The following is a 17201-nucleotide window of genomic DNA, read 5'->3' as shown; positions in this document are numbered from 1 at the left end:
AATATGGATACTCAATCTGCTGCCGCGTTATGGCAGCAACTGTGGCAAGGATTGCGTGGCGCGGAACCCCTTCCCGCGCTCAGCTTTCTCCAGCCCGATACCTTTTCTTCCGCGTTTGCCGTCAGTGAACTGGCCGCCACCAGCATCGGGTTGGCAAGCCAGGCAGTGAGCGATTTACTCGGGCAATCGGCCCCGGTTAGCGTCAATGTAAGGCTCGCCTCTCGCTGGTTTCAGCACAGCCTCACGCCGTTAAATCGTCCACCCGCCGCGCTCTGGGATCCCTTTGCAGGCGATTACGCCACCGCCGATGGCTGGATCCGTCTGCACACCAACGCTCCGCATCATCGCGCCGCCATGGAGCAGGTGCTGGGCCAACACGCCGACCGCGCCGCATTAGCGCAGCGGGTGTCTCAGTGGCAAGCGGCCGCGCTGGAGCAGGCCGTGATTGAGGCTGGCGGCTGTGCTGCGCAGATGCGCAGTGAGCAACAGTGGTTGCAGCACCCGCAAGGGCTGGCCGTCAGCAGTGAAGCGCTGATCGCCCAACAGGCCACGGGGGATGCCCCCACGCCCGGCTGGCAACTGCCGCCTGCTCGTCCGCTGCTCGGCGTGCGTGTGCTGGATCTGACGCGCATTATCGCCGGGCCGGTCGCCACGCGTTTTCTCGCCAGCCTTGGCGCGCAGGTTTTACGTATCGATCCTTACGGCTGGGAAGAGCCAACATTGGAGGAGGAGATCACCTGCGGCAAACGCTGCGCACGGCTCGATCTCAAATCCAGAGCGGGCGTTGAGCAGCTGCGCGATCTGATCAAACACGCTGATGTGCTGGTGCATGGTTATCGCGCGGATGCGCTGGAAAAGCTGGGGCTGGATGCCGAGTCACGGCGCAAACTGTCGCCCGGATTGGTGGATGTCAGTCTCAATGCGTGGGGCTGGGGCGGACCATGGCGCAATCGTCGCGGCTTTGACAGTCTGGTGCAGATGGGATGCGGCATTGCCGAACAGGGCATGGTCTGGCGTGGTAACATCAAACCGACACCGCTGCCGGTGCAGGCGCTCGATCACGCCACTGGCTATATGATGGCCGCCGCTGTGCTGGAAGGGATGCGTCAACGTCGGGAAAATCACGTTGGCTGGCAGGCACGCCTATCGCTGGCGCGCACCGCCAGGCTATTGCAACAGTTTGGCGCGTCACCGCAACAGCCGCAGCATGGCATTACCGCGCAGCACGACGATGCCCTGCCGACAGTTGAGATCAATACGTGGGGGATTGCCGAAAGGTTGCGTGCCGCTGCATACCTGCCCGGCACGCCGATGATCTGCGCCACGCCGGGCGTCAAGCTCGGCAGCAGCGCAGCCAGCTGGTAATCAGGCTTCTTCGTCGTTGCCTTCGTTCAGCTCGTCGTACATTGCCTGAATAGCTTCACGGCTCAGCGCGGCCAGCGTGCGGTAGAACGCGCTGGTCGCGTGGGCTTCCACTTTGCCGAGGAACGCGCCGCACCACGGCAGCAGATAGTCGTCGAACAGCGCTAATTGCGCAGCAAACTCATCCTCCGCGGACTGATCTTCCAGCCACGAGGCCGCCAGCAGCAGTACGCCAAAATGGTCGGCTGGCGCGTCGCTTAACGGCATGCCACGTGAAGAGAGAAACGCACGCACATCCGCTTCTTGCGGGCCGTTTGGCCACTGTGAGGCGTAAGGCGGTACGCTGCATTCGCTGCCGACGAACAGTGCGTTGTAATCCGCCGCCAGGGCCTGCGGATCGCTATTCTGCTGCAGACGTGTTAACAGTTCATCCTGCTCCAGCGGCCACTGAGCCTTCAGTTTGCCTTCACGCAGCATGGTGAAGAGCGGCACCAGCAATGGATCTTGTGGCTGGCGGTTGAACAGCGAGCCGATGACGCGGCAGAGAATGGAAAACTCATTCATGCAACAGAATTCCTTGAGGCTAAAAGTTAAAAGTCCGCAAATTCAGCAATGTGCTTACCGGTTCGCTGTTCGAGGAAGTCGAGCAGGCGGCGCGGCGTGACATTTAACACGCGATCCTCGGGAAAATCCACTTCGCGTGTGATGCGGATGCAGTGTTCGAAATGACCAAGGGTAAAGGCGGTGTGAGAGTCTGAACCGAACGCCAGACGCCCGCCGGCATCACGCACTGCTTCAGCGATGGCGCGACAGTTGGGTTCACTGCCCGGACGCGAATGGGTAAAGGAGGAGTTATTGATCTCCAGCGCCACATCATAATGCGCGGCCGCTTCGGCAATGGCGCGGATATCCACCGGGAATTTCGGGTTGCCCGGGTGCGAAATAATATGCACCAGCCCGCCCGCCATCGCGGCAATCATCGCTTCCGTGTGATGCGCTTTATCACGCGGTGCGTACACCGGCTCATGGAAACCGGCCACAATCAGATCCAGCGCATCCAGCATCGGGCCGCTGCAGTCAATTTCACCCTGCTGATTTTTGATGTTGGCTTCAATACCACGCAAAACGCCTACGCCATCAATCACGCGTGGCCAGATACGCATATTAACGAAGTGCCAGTAGTGCGGCGCATCCGCCATATCCGGGCCGTGATCGGTGATAGCAAACAGCTTCAGGCCATTCTGCTTCGCCTGCACCACATAGTCATGCAGTGTGCTGTATGCGTGGGTACTGGCAACGGTGTGCATATGCAAATCGACGGGATACATCCTCTTCTCCTGACTCAATGTGAATTAATAACCGCGCTGGCGATCAACTAAACCACCCGGCTGATCCCCTTGCTCCAGAGCAAGTATGGCACCGGCAATGAAATCCATCGCCTCGCCGGGCAACGTGATAGCCGCAGTATGTGGCGTCAATGTGACATGTGGATGAGACCAGAGCGGGTGATCCGCCGGCAGTGGCTCGGTCTGGAACACGTCCAGCGCCGCGCCCGCCAGTTGCCCGCTGTTCAGCGCCGCCAGCAGATCGGCTTCCACCACGTGCGCGCCACGCGCCAGATTGAGGAAAAAGGCACCCTGCGGTAACACGCGCAGCAACTTTTCATCGATCAGGTTGGTGGTTTCCGGCGTGGTGGGCAACAGATCGATCAGCACCTGAGTGCCATCGAGAAATGCATCCAGCTGATCGCGACCGTGGAAGGTTTGCACGCCCTCAATCTGCTTAGCCGAGCGGCTCCAGCAGCGCAGCGGGAAGCCCCACTGGCGCAAACTTTCCAGCACGCTACTGCCCAACACGCCCGCACCGAGCACGCCGATGGTAAAGTCAGAGCGCTCCGCTGTGTCGAGTGGCTGCCAGTTTGCCTGTTGCTGCTGCTGACGATAGTCGGCAAAACGGCGGAACCAGCCCAGCACGCACCAGTTGGCGTATTCCTGCATCTGTCGCGCCATGCCGGTATCTTCGAGACGGAACAGCGGCACGTCATCGGCTAACATTTCCGGATGGGCGCGCAGTTGCTTAAGAATTTCGTCCACGCCCGCGCCCATGGCAAACACACCTTTCAATGGACGACCAGCCAGCATCTCGGTGGGTGGCGAACGCACGATGGCATAATCCGCCGGATCCGTGTCGCCTGGCTGCCAGTAGCGCACGTTGGCTTGCGGTAAACGCTGACGTAGTCCCGCTAGCCAGCGATCGGGGGCTTGCGACGGGTGATACCAGATGATCTCCATACAGCTCTCCTTTTTTTCCTTCAGCCTCAAGCAAATAGCGCTTCAGGGCAAGCAAAAACCTTAAGGTTAATGCAATTTCTTGCGTGATTAATTCCCGCGGCTTCACATTTCCATGGCCTGAGGCGGCTAAGCGGCGCGTTAGCGACTAAAGTTGTTCGAGTGGTCAATGTGTTAGCGCACCACCTTTTCGGACAAGGAGAAAAAACCGATGATAAAAAATGTCAAATTCACGCCCGCGCGACTGACTTTCTTGCTGAGCGCAGCGCTGCTGGCCAGTGCTAGCGTGGCCCAGGCTGAAGATAACAGCCGTATGATCAGCAGTCAGCCGCAGCCACCCGACATTCGGTTGGGGCCCCTGTTCAACGCCGTGCAGCAGGCAAAATTTTATCCGGATCAGAAAACCTTTGCCGATGCGGTACCGAAGTACAATCCCTCCTCGATACTGGCGGACTGGCAGATGCAAAAGAGCCAGCGCAATTTCGACCTGAAGCATTTCGTTGACGCCAACTTCACCCTGCCCAAAGAGCAGGACAAATATGTTCCGCCTGCGGGGCAAAGCTTACGAGAACACATCAACGGCTTGTGGCCAGTGCTGACGCGATCCACACCGACCGCCAGCCAGTATGATTCCCTGCTGCCGCTGCCGAAACCCTATGTGGTGCCGGGCGGCCGCTTCCGCGAAGTCTATTACTGGGACAGCTACTTCACCATGCTGGGCCTCGCCGAGAGCGGACACTGGGATCGCGTGCAGGATATGGTGGATAACTTCGCCACCGAACTGGATAAATACGGCCATATCCCCAACGGCAACCGCAGTTATTATCTCAGCCGTTCGCAGCCACCGTTCTTTAGCCTGATGGTAGATCTGCTGGCGACCCATAAAGGTGATGATGTCTATCGCCAGTATTTGCCGCAGTTGCAGAAAGAGTACGACTACTGGATGGCGGACAGCGATAAGGTCGCTGCCGGTCAGGCCAGCAAGCGCGTGATCAAACTTAGCGACGGTACCCTACTCAATCGCTATTGGGACGAACGTGATGCACCGCGCACCGAATCCTGGCTCGACGATGTCAACACCGCCAACAAAGCGCCCGATCGCAATAAACAGCAGGTGTATCGCGATCTGCGTGCCGGTGCGGCTTCTGGTTGGGACTTCAGCTCTCGCTGGTTTACCGATGCCCACAATCTGGCCTCGATCCGCACCACCCAACTGGCACCGGTCGATCTCAACAGCCTGATGTTCCATCTGGAGCAGGTATTGTCCAAAGCCTCGAAACTGGCGAATCAGGATGACAAAGCCAAACAGTTCGCGGCAGATGCTGAGAAACGTCAGGCAGCGATTAATCGTTATCTGTGGGATGAGAAACAGGGCTGGTATGCCGACTATGACTGGCAGAAAAAACACATTCATCCGCAGCTGACCGCCGCTACCTTGTTCCCACTCTATATGCAGGTGGCGAGCGAGAAACAGGCGGACCGCACTGCCAAAGCGGTGGAGAAACAGCTGTTGAAACCTGGCGGTTTGGTGACCACCACCGTGAACAATGGTCAGCAATGGGATGCACCAAATGGCTGGGCGCCTCTGCAATGGGTGGCGGTGGAAGGTCTGGAACATTACAAGCAACCCAAGCTGGCACAGGAAATTGGTCAGCGCTTCCTGCAGAACGTGCAGGCCACTTACGATAAAGAGCACAAGCTGGTTGAAAAGTATGTGGTGGAAGGCGCGCAACTGGGCGGCGGTGGCGGCGGTGAATATCCGTTGCAGGACGGTTTCGGCTGGACCAACGGCGTGACGCTCAAACTACTGGATAAATACTGCCCGAAAGATCACACCTGTAATAACGCGAGCGATATCCCGAATATGCCCGCGCTGAGTGCGGGTAAATAACCCTCTCCCTCTACTTTAAAACCGCTGCTACTGCTTTGTTTGTCAAACGGTAGCAGCGCAATCGGTTCGCACTGTCAAAGCTAAGGTGCTCAATGCCATCATCTCAGGCAGGCGATGTCACCATTTAACGCAGCGAAGTCATCACCTCAGGTCTGCAAACCATCGTGCACCGCGACAGAGGGTATGACTGCATCATGAAACCTTTTCTCACATAAAGCCGCGCTCGCTACGCCACCGCTCCTGTTCATTTCCTCACAATCTCTTTCACTCACATTAACAACTTGAAACACACCCACTAAAAGATAATAATTCTCACTCTTAATTTTAATCGTATTCTCAATTTTCGGCATTGCCGGTTGAGTGCTGCTTTTGTTCTGCTTCCCGTTAAAGGATTTCCAATGACGCTTTTTACCCTTAATCGTACCCGCGTGCTCTGTGGACTGGCTCTGGCCCTCCCTGCTGCAACCTTCGCAGAAGAGTCCATCGTGGTCACCGCGCAACCGCAGGAGAGCGCCAACTCACCGACGCAAGGCTATCTCGCCACCCGCAGCAGCGGCGGCAGTAAAACCGATCAGCCGCTGATCACCACGCCGCAGTCCATCTCAGTGGTGACACGTCAGCAGATGGAAGATCAGGGTGCGCAGGATCTCAATCAGGTACTGAACTACACGCCGGGCGTATTCACCAACTTCGGCGGGGCCGCCACTCGCTATGACACCATTGCGCTGCGTGGTTTCCATGGCGGCGATGTCGATAACACCTTCCTGGATGGCTTGCGCATCATGAGTGATGGCGGCAGCTTCAACATCTTGCAGGTAGATAACTGGTTCCTCGATCGCGTTGATGTGATCAAAGGCCCCTCCTCCGCACTTTACGGCCAGACCGTACCAGGCGGATTAGTCAATCAGGTGAGCAAGCGGCCGCAGTTTGCTGAAGAGGGCCATTTCCGCCTGTCGACCGGCACCAACGCCACCAACAGCGCCGCCTTTGACTACACCAATGCGATTAACGATCAGTGGGCTTTCCGTCTCACCGGCATCACGCGTAACAGCGATACGCAATACGATCACACCCGTGAAGAAAAATATGCGATTTCGCCACAGCTGCTGTGGCAACCCAGCGAAGACACCAGTCTGGTGCTGCGTGCCTATCTGCAAAAAGAGCCATCCGGCGGTTATCATGGTTCCGTGCCCGCTGAAGGCACGCTTTATAGCCATAATGGCCGCAAGCTGAGTGATGGATTCTATGAGGGCGACAGCGCGCTGGATCAGTTCAAGCGCCACGAGCAGATCTACAGCTACGACTTCTCGCACCGCTTCAATGAAGTGTGGTCTGTATACTCCACCGCCAGCTATAGCCACGCCAATGTCGATCTCGATCAGGTGTATCAGATTGGCTGGGATGCCGCTAACCCGGACCTGCTGACCCGCTACTACTCCGGTGAACGTTCCTCGCTCAGCGCATGGGCCAACGATAACCGTCTGCAGGCCGATTTTGCCACCGGCGCGCTGCAGCATCGGGTGATCCTCGGTGCCGAATACCACCGTTATAAGAATGATTTGAGTAAAGCCAGTGGCTATGCGAGCTCATTAAACCCCTGGACGGGCGAAGCGGTCGGCAGCATGCCGGATTACAGCTGGACCGAACAAACGCGTCGCTATTATCAGACCGGACTCTACTTGCAGGATGAAATGCAGCTCGACCGCTGGCATCTGGATCTCTCTGGTCGTTACGATCGCATCGTCTCCAATAATGGCACCAGCCGTCGCCAGGATGACCACGTCAGCGGCCGTGCTGCGCTGCTGTATGCGTTCGACAGCGGTATTTCACCTTACGTCAGCTGGAGCCAGGCGATTACCCCGGCTTCTTTGACCGACCCAGACGGCAATCAGCTGAAGCCAACCACTTCCGAGCAGTATGAAGCCGGTGTGAAATACCAGCCGGTGGGCACACGCGATATGTACTCCATCGCGCTGTACGATTTGACGCAAAACGATGTGGCGAACCGTAACGTGGTGGACAGCACCTACAGTCCTTCCGGTAAAGTGCATTCACAGGGCATTGAGCTGGAAGCCCGCAACCAGCTGACGCCGCGACTCAGCACCATCGCCGGTTACACGCTGAACCATCTGCGTTTCAAAGATTCCGTTGACGGGAATGATGGCCATACGCCTTACGTCACGCCGAACAGCATGGCGTCATTCTGGGGTCACTATCAGTTTGATTACGGCTTGAGCGCCGGTGCGGGTGTGCGTTATATCGGTAAACAGTGGGCTGATAATGAAAACACCACACGTTTGCCGTCAGTGACGTTGTTGGATGCATCAGTCCGTGCCGACCTGAGTGCGTGGAATTCACGGTTGAAAGGGGCATGGCTGCAGATCAATGCCAATAACCTGACCGACAAAAAGTATCTCGCCGCCTGTTATGGCACCGGGTATTGCTATCGCGGCGCAGAGCGAACCATTACTGCCACCGTGGGCTACGACTTCTAACTGCCAAAAAAAATCCGCATCCCGGTGGGATGCGGATTTCATTAAATCAGGGTGTACTGCTAGGTGCGCACTTTACGGTAGATCCACAGCACCACGATGGCACCAATCACCGCCACCACGAAGCTGCCAAAGTTGAAACCGTCAACTTTACCGAAGCCAAACAGGGTACTGATCCAGCCGCCAACCACCGCGCCGACAATCCCTAAAACCACAGTGATGATGAATCCGCCGCCATCTTTACCTGGCATGATCCATTTAGCGATGATCCCGGCAATCAAACCAAAAATAATCCATGAAAGAATACCCATTTACTGCTCCTTACGTTATGAATCAAGGTGTTCACTGCGATTAGTATAGTCGGATATTTTTAATCTGCTTGATGAACATCACAGTAAATAGATAGTTAGCAGGCTAAAGCTTTCTGCCACCCTGTCGATAATAATGCGATAGCCGTGTCACCCGTGATAATAACAATCGGATAAGTGGAGCAGGATGTGAAAGAAGCCGATAACGAACAATATCTCAAACGAGGCACCCTTGCTGTTTTAAACGTAATGAAGGATTTGTTGCGTTTCCAGACCCCTTTAATGGTGAGTTTTTCGCGCGGTCAATTTATCAGTCGCATGCTGGATGCCGATGAGGATCGCGTGATCTTCGATCTCGGCAGCAATGCACTGGACAACGATTTAGCGCTGCAGGGCGGCGAAGTGAATATCGCGGCAGAAACGCAGGGGGCAAAAGTGGAGTTCGGCTTAATCAAACTGGAGCGCACCGAGTTCGAAGGCTTACCGGCTTTCACTGCCCCACTGCCTGAACTGCTGTGGCAGATCCAGCGTCGTGAGTTTTTCCGTGTTTCCGCCCCAATGGAGCCAGTGTTTTACTGCCATACGCAGTGGCCGGATGGCAGTAAGGCGCGTTTTCGTTTGCAGGATCTCTCTCTCGGCGGTGCAGGTGTATTGCTGGACGAAAGCTTGCCAGAGGGTCTGAACCGCGGTGACACCTTTAAAAATCTGCGCGTGGAGTTGGGCGAATACGGTCATTTTGAGGTCACGGCACAGCTGCTGAATATTGGCGAGCGCAGCACCGTCACCAGCAAGAATGAAACCCGCACAACCCCTCGTCTCAGCTTCCGCTTTACCGCCATTGAGCCGGTGCAGGAACGCCAGCTACAGCAGGTGATCTTTGCCCTGGAGCGTCTGGCGCGCGACAAAGCGAATCGCTTCCAGTAATTCCCTGCTGGCGCCACAAAAAGCGCCAGCCAGGCTATCCTTTCCTTGCTTTCACTTTTTATCGCCTCCCAGCAAGGAGAATCTCCCCAATGGAAAACTGGCTTTCTGCCCATCGTTTACAACTCATTTTTCTCAATCAAACCTTCTGGATAAACAGCGCCATCATCGTCTTCGGTACCCTGATGATGTATTGGCTTTTGCGTACCCTCATCCGTTTTGTATCCAACCGTATTGCGCACTACAGCGAGCAGCGGAATCACCGCGTCACCACACTGTTGGTGGAAATTCTGCGCAGTACCAGCCAGCCTTTGCTGCTGATTTTCTCATTACTGATTGCACTGAGGTTTGTCGACCTCCCCGCCAGCTGGAGCGTGACGATTGCACACGGCTGGTTCCTGGCCTTTATTCTGCAAATGACCATGTGGATTGACTGTGGCATCCGGCTCTGGCTACAGAGTTTGCTGCGTGATCCATTGCACGTGCGCAATCCGGTGACCACGGTGATCCTCGGCATTCTGCTGCGGGTGGTGGTGTGGGTGATGATGATGTTGGCAATCCTGTCCAACATGGGCATCAATATTACCGCACTGGTTGCCAGCCTCGGCGTCGGCGGCATTGCAATCGCCCTGGCGATTCAGACGGTGTTGAGTGACGTATTCGCCTCGCTGGCCATTGGCTTTGACAAGCCCTTTGAGCATGGCGATTTTATTGTGTTTGGCGATGTGGCTGGCTCAATCGAACACATTGGTCTGAAAACCACCCGGCTGCGCAGCCTGAGCGGCGAACAGATCGTTTGCTCGAACACCATCTTGCTGCAGCAGACCATCCACAATTACAAACGCATGCAGCAGCGTCGCATCGTGTTTAAGTTCGGCATTAATTACGGTACGCCTGCTGAGAAAGTGCGACAAATTGGTAGCATGGTGAAGGAGATCATTCAGGATGTGCCGGATACTCGTTTTGACCGCGCACATTTCCTCGCTTTTGATGAGTCGCAGCTGACATTTGAAGTGGTCTACTTCGTGCTCAGTGCCGAGTACAACAAGTATATGGACATCCAGCAGGAAATTAACCTCCAGCTGATGGCGCAACTGGAGCAGAAGCAGATTCGTTTTGCTTTCCCAATGCGTCGTGTCGAGTTTACGGGGGGTGTATTACCACGGATTAATCTCAGCGATGCCTCCAATGAATCCTCACCCCAGACGGCACAACGTTAGTGAGCGATGTTCAGGCGGTTACCCCGCCTGAACGCTAATGCGGTTGATAACGACAACGCGCCACCGCTTCCAGCCAGCCGCGATAATTCTCTTGCATAATGGTCGCGCGATCGCTGCGCGGCTCAATCACGCTGCCCCCCTGCAACGCCTGCATATCACTGCCCTGCTGCCACCAACCTAATGAACGCCCCGCCAGCAGCGCGGCACCCAGGGCGGAGACTTCAGCGGTAGGGGCACGTTTCAGCGGCCGCTGCAACACGTCTGCCTGCAACTGCATCAGCCAACTGTTTTCGGTTGCCGTGCCATCCACACAGAGCGCGGGTAACTGCACACCACTGGCCTGCTCCATAGCGAAGAACACATCGGCAATCTGGAAGGTGATTGATTCCAGCGCCACGCGCGCCAGCACCTCTGGCGTGGCGGCATCGGTAAGGCCACATACCATGCCGCGCGCCTTCAAATCCCACCAGGGCGCGCCCAGGCCTGACAATGCAGGCACGAAATAGATGCCCTGATTATGCTCGCTGCGTTGCGCCATCGCCGTCAGTTCACGCGGATCGCTGATGCCCAGCATGCGTCCCAGCCAGGCCGCGCCCGAACCGGTATGGGTGACGTTACCTTCAAAGGCAAATCGCAGCGTGCCATCGTGCCACGCCACCGTGGTGCTGAGGCCGTTCTCGGTCAGCAAAGGGGTGGCCATTGACATCATCAGCGATGAACCGGTGCCGTAAGTGGCTTTCACCACTTCTTCGCCTGCACTGCGTTGCGCCTGCAGTGCCGCATGGGAATCGCCAATGCGCGACAAAATGGGCGTACCCGCTTTCAGTCCGGCGATGTCCTGTACCGTGACAACACCCTGCGCACTGGCAGAGGGCACAATATGTGGCAGCGCCGCGCGCGGGATATGGAACAGCGCCAGCAGTTCCTCATCCCAGTCACCGCTGTGCAAATTGTAGAGTTGGGTGCGGGCCGCATTCGCGTGATCGGTAATAAAACTTTCGCCGCCGCTAAGTTGCCAGCTGAGCCAGCTATCAACTGTGCCAATGCAGAGTTCACCGGCTTGTGCACGCGCCAGTCCATCTGGAATCGTCGCCAGCATCCCGGTGAGTTTGCCTGCGGGAAACATGGGATCGACCGCCAGGCCCGTTAAGCCGGTGATGCGTGGCGCTTTACCCGCCATGCGTAAATCACGGCAAAAAGCTTCTGAGCGACGATCCTGCCAGCTCACCAGCGGCGTCAGCGGCTGACCGTCGCGGCGCTGCCAGATCAGCACCGACTCGCGCTGGTTGCTGATCGCAACAGCAGCCACCTCGGCTCCGCCGCACTGCGCCAGACAGCCTTCTATCGCCTGTTTCACCGCCTGCCAGATCGCCAATGGATCCTGCTCGGCCAATCCCGGCTGCGGATGGGCCAGCGTCAGAGGTTGACTGCCGCGTGCCACCACGTTGCCAGCGCGGTCCACCGCTATAGCTTTCGCGTTGGTGGTACCTTCATCAATTGCCAGTATTAATGGACCCGCCATGTTTACGCTCCTGCACACATGCGCACTGCACTCTTCACCACGCTGGCGGCGTCAATACCATGATGCGCGCGCGTGGAGGCACGATCGCCAGCAATCGCGTATTGACCATCGGGGATGCCCAGACGTAACAGCGGAATTCCGCAGCCGCCTTCAGCCAGCACTTCGGCCACCAGACTGCCGACGCCGCCGTTAACATTGTGCTCCTCTACGGTGATCACCGCCGGATAATGCTTTAACAGCTCTTGCAGCCGTTGGGTATCGCAGGGACGAATTGATGGAATGGCGATCACACCTGCGCTGATTCCCTGTGCATGCAATTGCTCGGCCGCACTCACCGCCTCATGCACGGTGGAACCCATCGCCACCAGCACGATGTCGTTGCCTTCACGCAACACATCGATCTGGCCGGGGCGGAACTGGTAGTTTTCATCGTGCAGCTGGGGCAGATCCTTGCCATCCAGACGGATGTAAACCGGCCCCACATGCGCAAGGGCATAATCGATGATCTGGCGGCACTCCAGCGGGCAGGATGGCGCGTAAATCTCGATATTGCCGAAGCCACGCATCACCGCAATATCATCAATGCTGTGGTGGGTGCTGGCCAGCGGGCCGTAACTGGCACCGGCATTCAGGCCAAACAGTTTGACGTTGGTATTGTTGTAACAGACGTCCACTTTTACCTGCTCGTTGGCGCGCGAAATCAGGAACGGAGCTGCATTACAGGTCACCGCCACTTTTCCACCGATTGCCAGACCGGCCGCCGTGCCCACCAGCGTTTGTTCCGCAATGCCAACGTTCACCAACCGATCGGGAAACGCCTTAATGAAAGGCGATATTTTTGCCGTTGAGGTGGAATCTGCCACCACCGGCACCAGATCCACACCGCGATTGACCGCGTCAATAAAGGCTTCCACCATCACCGTGGCCAGGTGTTTTGCATTACTCATCTTTTAATTCCTCCAGTGCCAGTTCGATCTCTTCCCCTTTCGGCACACGGTGATGCCACTCTGGTTTGCCCTGAATAAAGGAGATGCCAAAGCCTTTCTCGGTATGCGCCACAATCACCTGCGGTTTGCCATTACGTGGCAGGTTTTCAATGGTTCCCACCACGGAAGCCATGTCATTACCGTTGCATTCAGTGACCTCCAGACCGAAGGCTCGCCATTTTTCCGGCAGCGGATCGGTGTTCATAATGTCGCGCGTGTGCCCTGCCAGCTGCAGTTTGTTCTTGTCGTTGATGATCACCAGGTTATCGAGGTTGTAGTGCGCCGCCACCAGCGCAGCTTCCCAGTTACTGCCCTCGGCCAGTTCACCGTCGCCGGTGACCACGAAGATGCGGCGGTCGCTGTTGTCTTTTTTCGCCGCCAGCGCAATACCCACCGCCACCGGTAAGCCGTGGCCCAATGCACCGGTGTTGAGTTCCACGCCCGGCGTTTTCTGCCGCACCGGATGGCCCGGCAAATGTGAATCCGAATGCTGATAAGTGGGCAGCCATTCGGTTGGGAAGTAACCCGCCTCCGCCAGCACACAGTAATAGCCGCCGACCGCATGCCCTTTCGACTGGATGTAAATGTCACGCTGCGGATCGTTAGTGCGATCCGGTGCGCAATTCAGGATGCGGAAATAGAGCGCCGTCAGGATTTCGACCTGAGAGAGATCGGCACCGGTATGTCCACCCGCCGGACTACCGGCATTGAGCTGGATGATGCGGCGACGCACGGCGCGCGCTTTCGCTGCCAGGTCCGCCACCGAATATTTGAAAGGATTCATAGACACCTCTGCATTTTAAAGCGTTATTGAATATATATTCACAGCAGGTAAAAAAATTTACCCGGATTTTTCCCCTGAATAAGCTGAGTTGCGGGAAGGCGGCCAGCTCGTCAATCCCCCAGGAGCTTACTCAGGTCAGTGACTGGGGTGAGCAAGCGCAACCGACGCACCTGCGGCTCGGCTCATGACGGGTAACAATTAACCTTTGGCCTCACTTTCCTCAATCAATGCCTTCTGCGCCACCACGGCGGCTTTCTGCTGCATGCGGCTCTGCATCTGATCGATGATCACCGCCACGATAATCACGATGCCTTTGATCACCATTTGCCAGAACTCGCTGACGCCCATCATGATCAAACCATCCGCGAGGAAACCGATGACAAATGCCCCTACCAGCGTGCCGAGAATGGTGCCGCGCCCGCCAGCCAGTGAAGTACCGCCCAGCACGACCGCCGCAATCGCATTCATCTCGAATGAGGTGCCGTTCGCCGGATGGCTGGCCACCAGTTGCGAGGAGACCACAATGCCGGCAATCGCCGCACAGAAACCTGAAATGGTGTAAACCCAGATTTTCACCGACTTCACTTTGACGCCCGAGAGTTCCGCTGCTCGCTCGTTATCACCAATCGCATACACCTGACGGCCAAACGGCAGGCGACGTGCTACATAGGCAATCACCAGCGCCAGCACCACCATCATCCAGATCGCCCACGGTAAGCCGAGAAAATACCCCGCACCGATTTTGTCGAAACCGGTGTTACCCAGCAGCGGATTGCCCTGCAAGCCGGGGAAGGTTTCGCCGCCAGAGGTCAGCATCGCCGCCCCGCGCAGGATGTACATGGTGCCCAGCGTGCAGATAAACGGGGCCACGTTGTATTTGGTGATGATCCAGCCATTCACCGCGCCAATCAGTCCACCTACCACTAACACCACGGGCACAATCACCCAAACGCTGGGAAAGATGGCGATGCCAAACATCGGCAACACAATGCCTTTGGTAATCAACCAGCCGGCAATCATGCCGCACAAGCCCAGCGTGGCACCGATGGAGAGATCAATACCCGCGGTGATAATCACAAAGGTGATGCCGAGCGCCAGAAACGCATTGATGGCGATGTGTTTGACCATGATCACCATGCTGCCCACGGCGAGGAAATCCGGCACGGTGATAGCAAAGAAGCCGACGATGAGGAACAACGCGATAAAGGTGCGCAGTTTTAACAGCAGCAGAATCATGCCTTCACGCGAGTTGAAAACCTTACCTGGCGAAGCGAGCGCCATTGCGCCATTGTTTTTCATGCTCAGAACCCCTGTGCACTTGCTTTAACCAGCGCCGCCTCTTCCGCTTCCGCGCGCGGCAGGTCAGCTGTCAACTTGCCGCCAGACATCACAAGAATGCGATCGGCGACGGCCATAATTTCTTTTAAATCGGAGGTGGAGAACACCACGGCAATGCCCTGCTCTGACAGTTTCACCATCATGCGAAACACTTCCGCTTTGGCACCCACATCAATGCCCCGACTGGGCTCATCCAGCAGCAGTAAACGTGGATTGGTGAGCAATGAACGGCCAATCACCACTTTCTGCTGGTTGCCGCCACTCAGCGCACTGATCGCCACGTCGGGTGATGAGATTTTGATGGCCAGATTGCCTACCGTACTGTTTACCGCTTCGCGTTCAGCTTGTTCGGCGATCACGGTGCGATGCGATAAACGTCGCCACAGGCTGGCAATGGTGAGATTGCTGGCCACAGAGGAGACCGGGAAAATACCGGCCCGTTTGCGATCTTCCGGCACCAGGCTCATGCCCATACGAATACGTTCGGCCGTTGGCAAGCGTGTGGGTAACGGTTTGCTGTCCAGCCACAGTTTGCCGAGATAGTTGCGCTGGCTGCCGAGCAGGCACTCAAACAACTCGGTGCGCCCCGCGCCCATCAGGCCATAAATGCCGACGATCTCCCCGGCGCGCACATTGAAACTGACATCGTCCACCAGCGTATTGCCATGGGCACCGACACAGGTGATGTGCTCGGCTTCCAGCACCGCCGCCCCGAACTGACGATTAGGCGGCAGAAAGTTACTCACCGGTTCGCTGCCGAGCATTTCACGCACGATCCACGGCACATCGATGTCGCTGACCTTCGCTTCCGCCTGAAAGCGACCGTCGCGCAGGATGGTGATCACATCGCCAATCGCCATCAGCTCTTCCAGCCGATGTGAGATATAAATGATGGAAACCCCCTGCCGCGTCAGTTCGCGGATCACCCGGAACAGGATCTCCACTTCGGTTTTGCTCAACGCCGAGGTCGGCTCATCCAGAATTAAGATGTCGGCGTTTTCTGCCAGCGCTTTGGCAATTTCCACCAACTGCTGCTGACCCACTTTCAGGTTGCCGACCATCTCGTCCGGTGAAATTGGCTGGTCGAGACGTTGCAATAACGCAGCCGTGCGTCGCTTCTGTTCTGCTTCGTTAATCGGGCTGATGCCGCGCTGGATTTCCCGTCCCAGAAAGATGTTCTCCGCCACGCTGAGGTTTTCGAACAGGTTGAGTTCCTGATGCACCATGCCGATACCGTGGCGGGCGGCGTCTCGCGTACTGCTCAACACCACTTTTTCGCCGTTAAGGAACATTTCGCCGCTAGTGGGCTGCTGCACCCCGGCGAGGATCTTCATCAGCGTGGATTTACCTGCCCCATTTTCACCGATGATGACGTTCACTTTGCCGCGCCACACGCGATAATCGACACGATCCAGCGCCAGGGTGCCCGGAAACAACATCGACATCTGTTTGGCCTGCAGGATGATTTCATCGCTCATCATGGATTCCCTTGCTGCAACTGAATCGCCACCACGTCATTCACCTGATTCGGCTCCATACTGACGGCTAACAGCGCCTGCACCGGTTTGCCGACCCAACTGGCATCCACCGGCGGTAGTTGCTGGACGGCATGACGATTCAACGCTTTAGTCAGCTGTGCGTATTGCACCTGATTGGTGAACTCTTTAAAGCGATAGCCCGCCGCGTCACGAATCGCATTACTGCGCAGTACCGGCCCAATCAACACCTTGACCGGTTTGCCATTGATGGTGACAGTCAGGCTGCGTTCGCGTTCGTTGCTGTTATCAAAGGCGGTGACGGTTCCTCCGGCACGCACAAACACGCTTTCGCTGCCCCCGGCCTTGACGGTATGACTTTTGGTTTCCATATCCGCCCAGCTCAGCGCCTGCTTCTCAGCCGGTTGCTGCACCCGGCTGGCCCAGCTCGATTCGGCGATCTGCTGTGGCGTCTGGTTGCTGTAGCCGGGTTTGGCATTCGGATCTTTCGGCATGATGGGATTGCCGTTTGCATCGAGATCCACCACGGTGCAGGCGGTCAATATCAGCGATAAGAGCCCAACCATCAGCCCGGTTGCTGCTTTTCCCTTCAT

The 17201-nt window shown here is 56.8% G+C and carries 15 protein-coding genes; 5 read left to right on the top strand and 10 right to left on the bottom strand.

Translation table 11 applies throughout. The features are described 5' to 3' along the window. The first annotated feature begins 3 nt into the window (after window positions 1-3). Window positions 4-1365: a CoA transferase gene (locus tag AC6I8L_RS07935; RefSeq protein WP_058959685.1), complete on the top strand. Its 1362-nt coding sequence runs from the start codon at window positions 4-6 to the stop codon at window positions 1363-1365. Here the strand turns inward: AC6I8L_RS07935 and AC6I8L_RS07930 are convergent, their stop codons facing one another. Genes AC6I8L_RS07930 through ghrA form a run of 3 tightly spaced genes read right to left on the bottom strand, consistent with a single transcriptional unit; the run spans window position 1366 to window position 3653 of the window. Further along, window positions 1366-1926, bottom strand: a complete 561-nt coding sequence (locus AC6I8L_RS07930; RefSeq protein WP_058959684.1) for a TorD/DmsD family molecular chaperone — start codon at window positions 1924-1926, stop codon at window positions 1366-1368. It abuts the gene before it with no gap. Between the two features lie 26 nt (window positions 1927-1952). Then, window positions 1953-2690 (bottom strand): phosphatase, encoded by a 738-nt coding sequence (locus AC6I8L_RS07925; RefSeq protein WP_034821944.1) that lies wholly within the window; start codon window positions 2688-2690, stop codon window positions 1953-1955. Window positions 2691-2714: 24 nt separating this feature from the next. Continuing rightward, window positions 2715-3653, bottom strand: a complete 939-nt coding sequence (gene ghrA, locus AC6I8L_RS07920; protein WP_479398330.1) for a glyoxylate/hydroxypyruvate reductase GhrA — start codon at window positions 3651-3653, stop codon at window positions 2715-2717. Between the two features lie 208 nt (window positions 3654-3861). On the opposite strand from ghrA, the gene treA reads away from it, so the two are divergent. Both treA and AC6I8L_RS07910 read left to right on the top strand, forming a co-directional pair. Beyond that, on the top strand, window positions 3862-5541 hold the full coding sequence (treA, locus tag AC6I8L_RS07915; RefSeq protein ID WP_058959683.1) for an alpha,alpha-trehalase TreA: 1680 nt from the start codon (window positions 3862-3864) through the stop codon (window positions 5539-5541). A gap of 398 nt (window positions 5542-5939) precedes the next feature. Beyond that, window positions 5940-8036, top strand: coding sequence for a TonB-dependent siderophore receptor (locus AC6I8L_RS07910; RefSeq protein WP_058959681.1), 2097 nt, complete (start codon window positions 5940-5942; stop codon window positions 8034-8036). A gap of 59 nt (window positions 8037-8095) precedes the next feature. Here AC6I8L_RS07910 and AC6I8L_RS07905 read toward each other — a convergent pair whose 3' ends face one another. Continuing rightward, window positions 8096-8344 carry a GlsB/YeaQ/YmgE family stress response membrane protein gene (locus tag AC6I8L_RS07905; RefSeq protein ID WP_038647498.1) on the bottom strand — a complete coding sequence of 83 codons (249 nt, stop codon included), beginning with the start codon at window positions 8342-8344 and terminating at the stop codon, window positions 8096-8098. A 186-nt stretch (window positions 8345-8530) separates the two neighbouring features. On the opposite strand from AC6I8L_RS07905, the gene AC6I8L_RS07900 reads away from it, so the two are divergent. Continuing rightward, window positions 8531-9265, top strand: coding sequence for a flagellar brake protein (locus tag AC6I8L_RS07900; RefSeq protein ID WP_058959680.1), 735 nt, complete (start codon window positions 8531-8533; stop codon window positions 9263-9265). A gap of 89 nt (window positions 9266-9354) precedes the next feature. Further along, window positions 9355-10482 (top strand): mechanosensitive ion channel family protein, encoded by a 1128-nt coding sequence (locus AC6I8L_RS07895; protein ID WP_058959679.1) that lies wholly within the window; start codon window positions 9355-9357, stop codon window positions 10480-10482. A gap of 34 nt (window positions 10483-10516) precedes the next feature. Here AC6I8L_RS07895 and AC6I8L_RS07890 read toward each other — a convergent pair whose 3' ends face one another. The 6 genes from AC6I8L_RS07890 to AC6I8L_RS07865 all read right to left on the bottom strand — a co-directional run bounded on the left by AC6I8L_RS07890 (window position 10517) and on the right by AC6I8L_RS07865 (window position 17201). Continuing rightward, window positions 10517-12004, bottom strand: coding sequence for an FGGY family carbohydrate kinase (locus AC6I8L_RS07890; RefSeq protein ID WP_498014374.1), 1488 nt, complete (start codon window positions 12002-12004; stop codon window positions 10517-10519). A gap of 2 nt (window positions 12005-12006) precedes the next feature. After that, a complete protein-coding gene (locus AC6I8L_RS07885; RefSeq protein WP_058962290.1) occupies window positions 12007-12951 on the bottom strand; it encodes a transketolase family protein in 945 nt (314 codons plus the stop codon). Continuing rightward, window positions 12944-13774 carry a transketolase gene (locus tag AC6I8L_RS07880; protein WP_058962291.1) on the bottom strand — a complete coding sequence of 277 codons (831 nt, stop codon included), beginning with the start codon at window positions 13772-13774 and terminating at the stop codon, window positions 12944-12946. The genes AC6I8L_RS07885 and AC6I8L_RS07880 overlap by 8 nt, the downstream gene beginning before the upstream one ends. A 198-nt stretch (window positions 13775-13972) precedes the next feature. Then, window positions 13973-15073, bottom strand: a complete 1101-nt coding sequence (locus tag AC6I8L_RS07875) for an ABC transporter permease (RefSeq protein ID WP_058962292.1) — start codon at window positions 15071-15073, stop codon at window positions 13973-13975. A 2-nt stretch (window positions 15074-15075) separates the two neighbouring features. Continuing rightward, on the bottom strand, window positions 15076-16590 hold the full coding sequence (locus tag AC6I8L_RS07870) for a sugar ABC transporter ATP-binding protein (RefSeq protein WP_058962293.1): 1515 nt from the start codon (window positions 16588-16590) through the stop codon (window positions 15076-15078). Beyond that, entirely contained in the window at window positions 16590-17201 is a 612-nt protein-coding gene (locus tag AC6I8L_RS07865; RefSeq protein WP_058962294.1) for a DUF2291 family protein, read from the bottom strand. Before AC6I8L_RS07865 ends, AC6I8L_RS07870 begins: the two co-directional genes overlap by 1 nt.

This window comes from Type-E symbiont of Plautia stali (genome assembly GCF_059731115.1).
This window is presented reverse-complemented; position numbering and strand designations above follow the sequence as displayed.

What these genes read in the sequence shown, in the direction of transcription:
- AC6I8L_RS07935 (WP_058959685.1), top strand. Translation starts at nt 4, where the DNA reads ATGGATACTCAATCTGCTGCCGCGTTATGGCAGCAACTGTGGCAAGGA.
- AC6I8L_RS07910 (WP_058959681.1), top strand. Translation starts at nt 5,940, where the DNA reads ATGACGCTTTTTACCCTTAATCGTACCCGCGTGCTCTGTGGACTGGCT.
- treA (WP_058959683.1), top strand. Translation starts at nt 3,862, where the DNA reads ATGATAAAAAATGTCAAATTCACGCCCGCGCGACTGACTTTCTTGCTG.
- AC6I8L_RS07930 (WP_058959684.1), bottom strand. Translation starts at nt 1,926, where the DNA reads ATGAATGAGTTTTCCATTCTCTGCCGCGTCATCGGCTCGCTGTTCAAC.
- AC6I8L_RS07905 (WP_038647498.1), bottom strand. Translation starts at nt 8,344, where the DNA reads ATGGGTATTCTTTCATGGATTATTTTTGGTTTGATTGCCGGGATCATC.
- AC6I8L_RS07870 (WP_058962293.1), bottom strand. Translation starts at nt 16,590, where the DNA reads ATGAGCGATGAAATCATCCTGCAGGCCAAACAGATGTCGATGTTGTTT.
- AC6I8L_RS07880 (WP_058962291.1), bottom strand. Translation starts at nt 13,774, where the DNA reads ATGAATCCTTTCAAATATTCGGTGGCGGACCTGGCAGCGAAAGCGCGC.
- ghrA (WP_479398330.1), bottom strand. Translation starts at nt 3,653, where the DNA reads ATGGAGATCATCTGGTATCACCCGTCGCAAGCCCCCGATCGCTGGCTA.
- AC6I8L_RS07925 (WP_034821944.1), bottom strand. Translation starts at nt 2,690, where the DNA reads ATGTATCCCGTCGATTTGCATATGCACACCGTTGCCAGTACCCACGCA.
- AC6I8L_RS07865 (WP_058962294.1), bottom strand. Translation starts at nt 17,201, where the DNA reads ATGAAGGGAAAAGCAGCAACCGGGCTGATGGTTGGGCTCTTATCGCTG.
- AC6I8L_RS07885 (WP_058962290.1), bottom strand. Translation starts at nt 12,951, where the DNA reads ATGAGTAATGCAAAACACCTGGCCACGGTGATGGTGGAAGCCTTTATT.
- AC6I8L_RS07895 (WP_058959679.1), top strand. Translation starts at nt 9,355, where the DNA reads ATGGAAAACTGGCTTTCTGCCCATCGTTTACAACTCATTTTTCTCAAT.
- AC6I8L_RS07875 (WP_058962292.1), bottom strand. Translation starts at nt 15,073, where the DNA reads ATGAAAAACAATGGCGCAATGGCGCTCGCTTCGCCAGGTAAGGTTTTC.
- AC6I8L_RS07890 (WP_498014374.1), bottom strand. Translation starts at nt 12,004, where the DNA reads ATGGCGGGTCCATTAATACTGGCAATTGATGAAGGTACCACCAACGCG.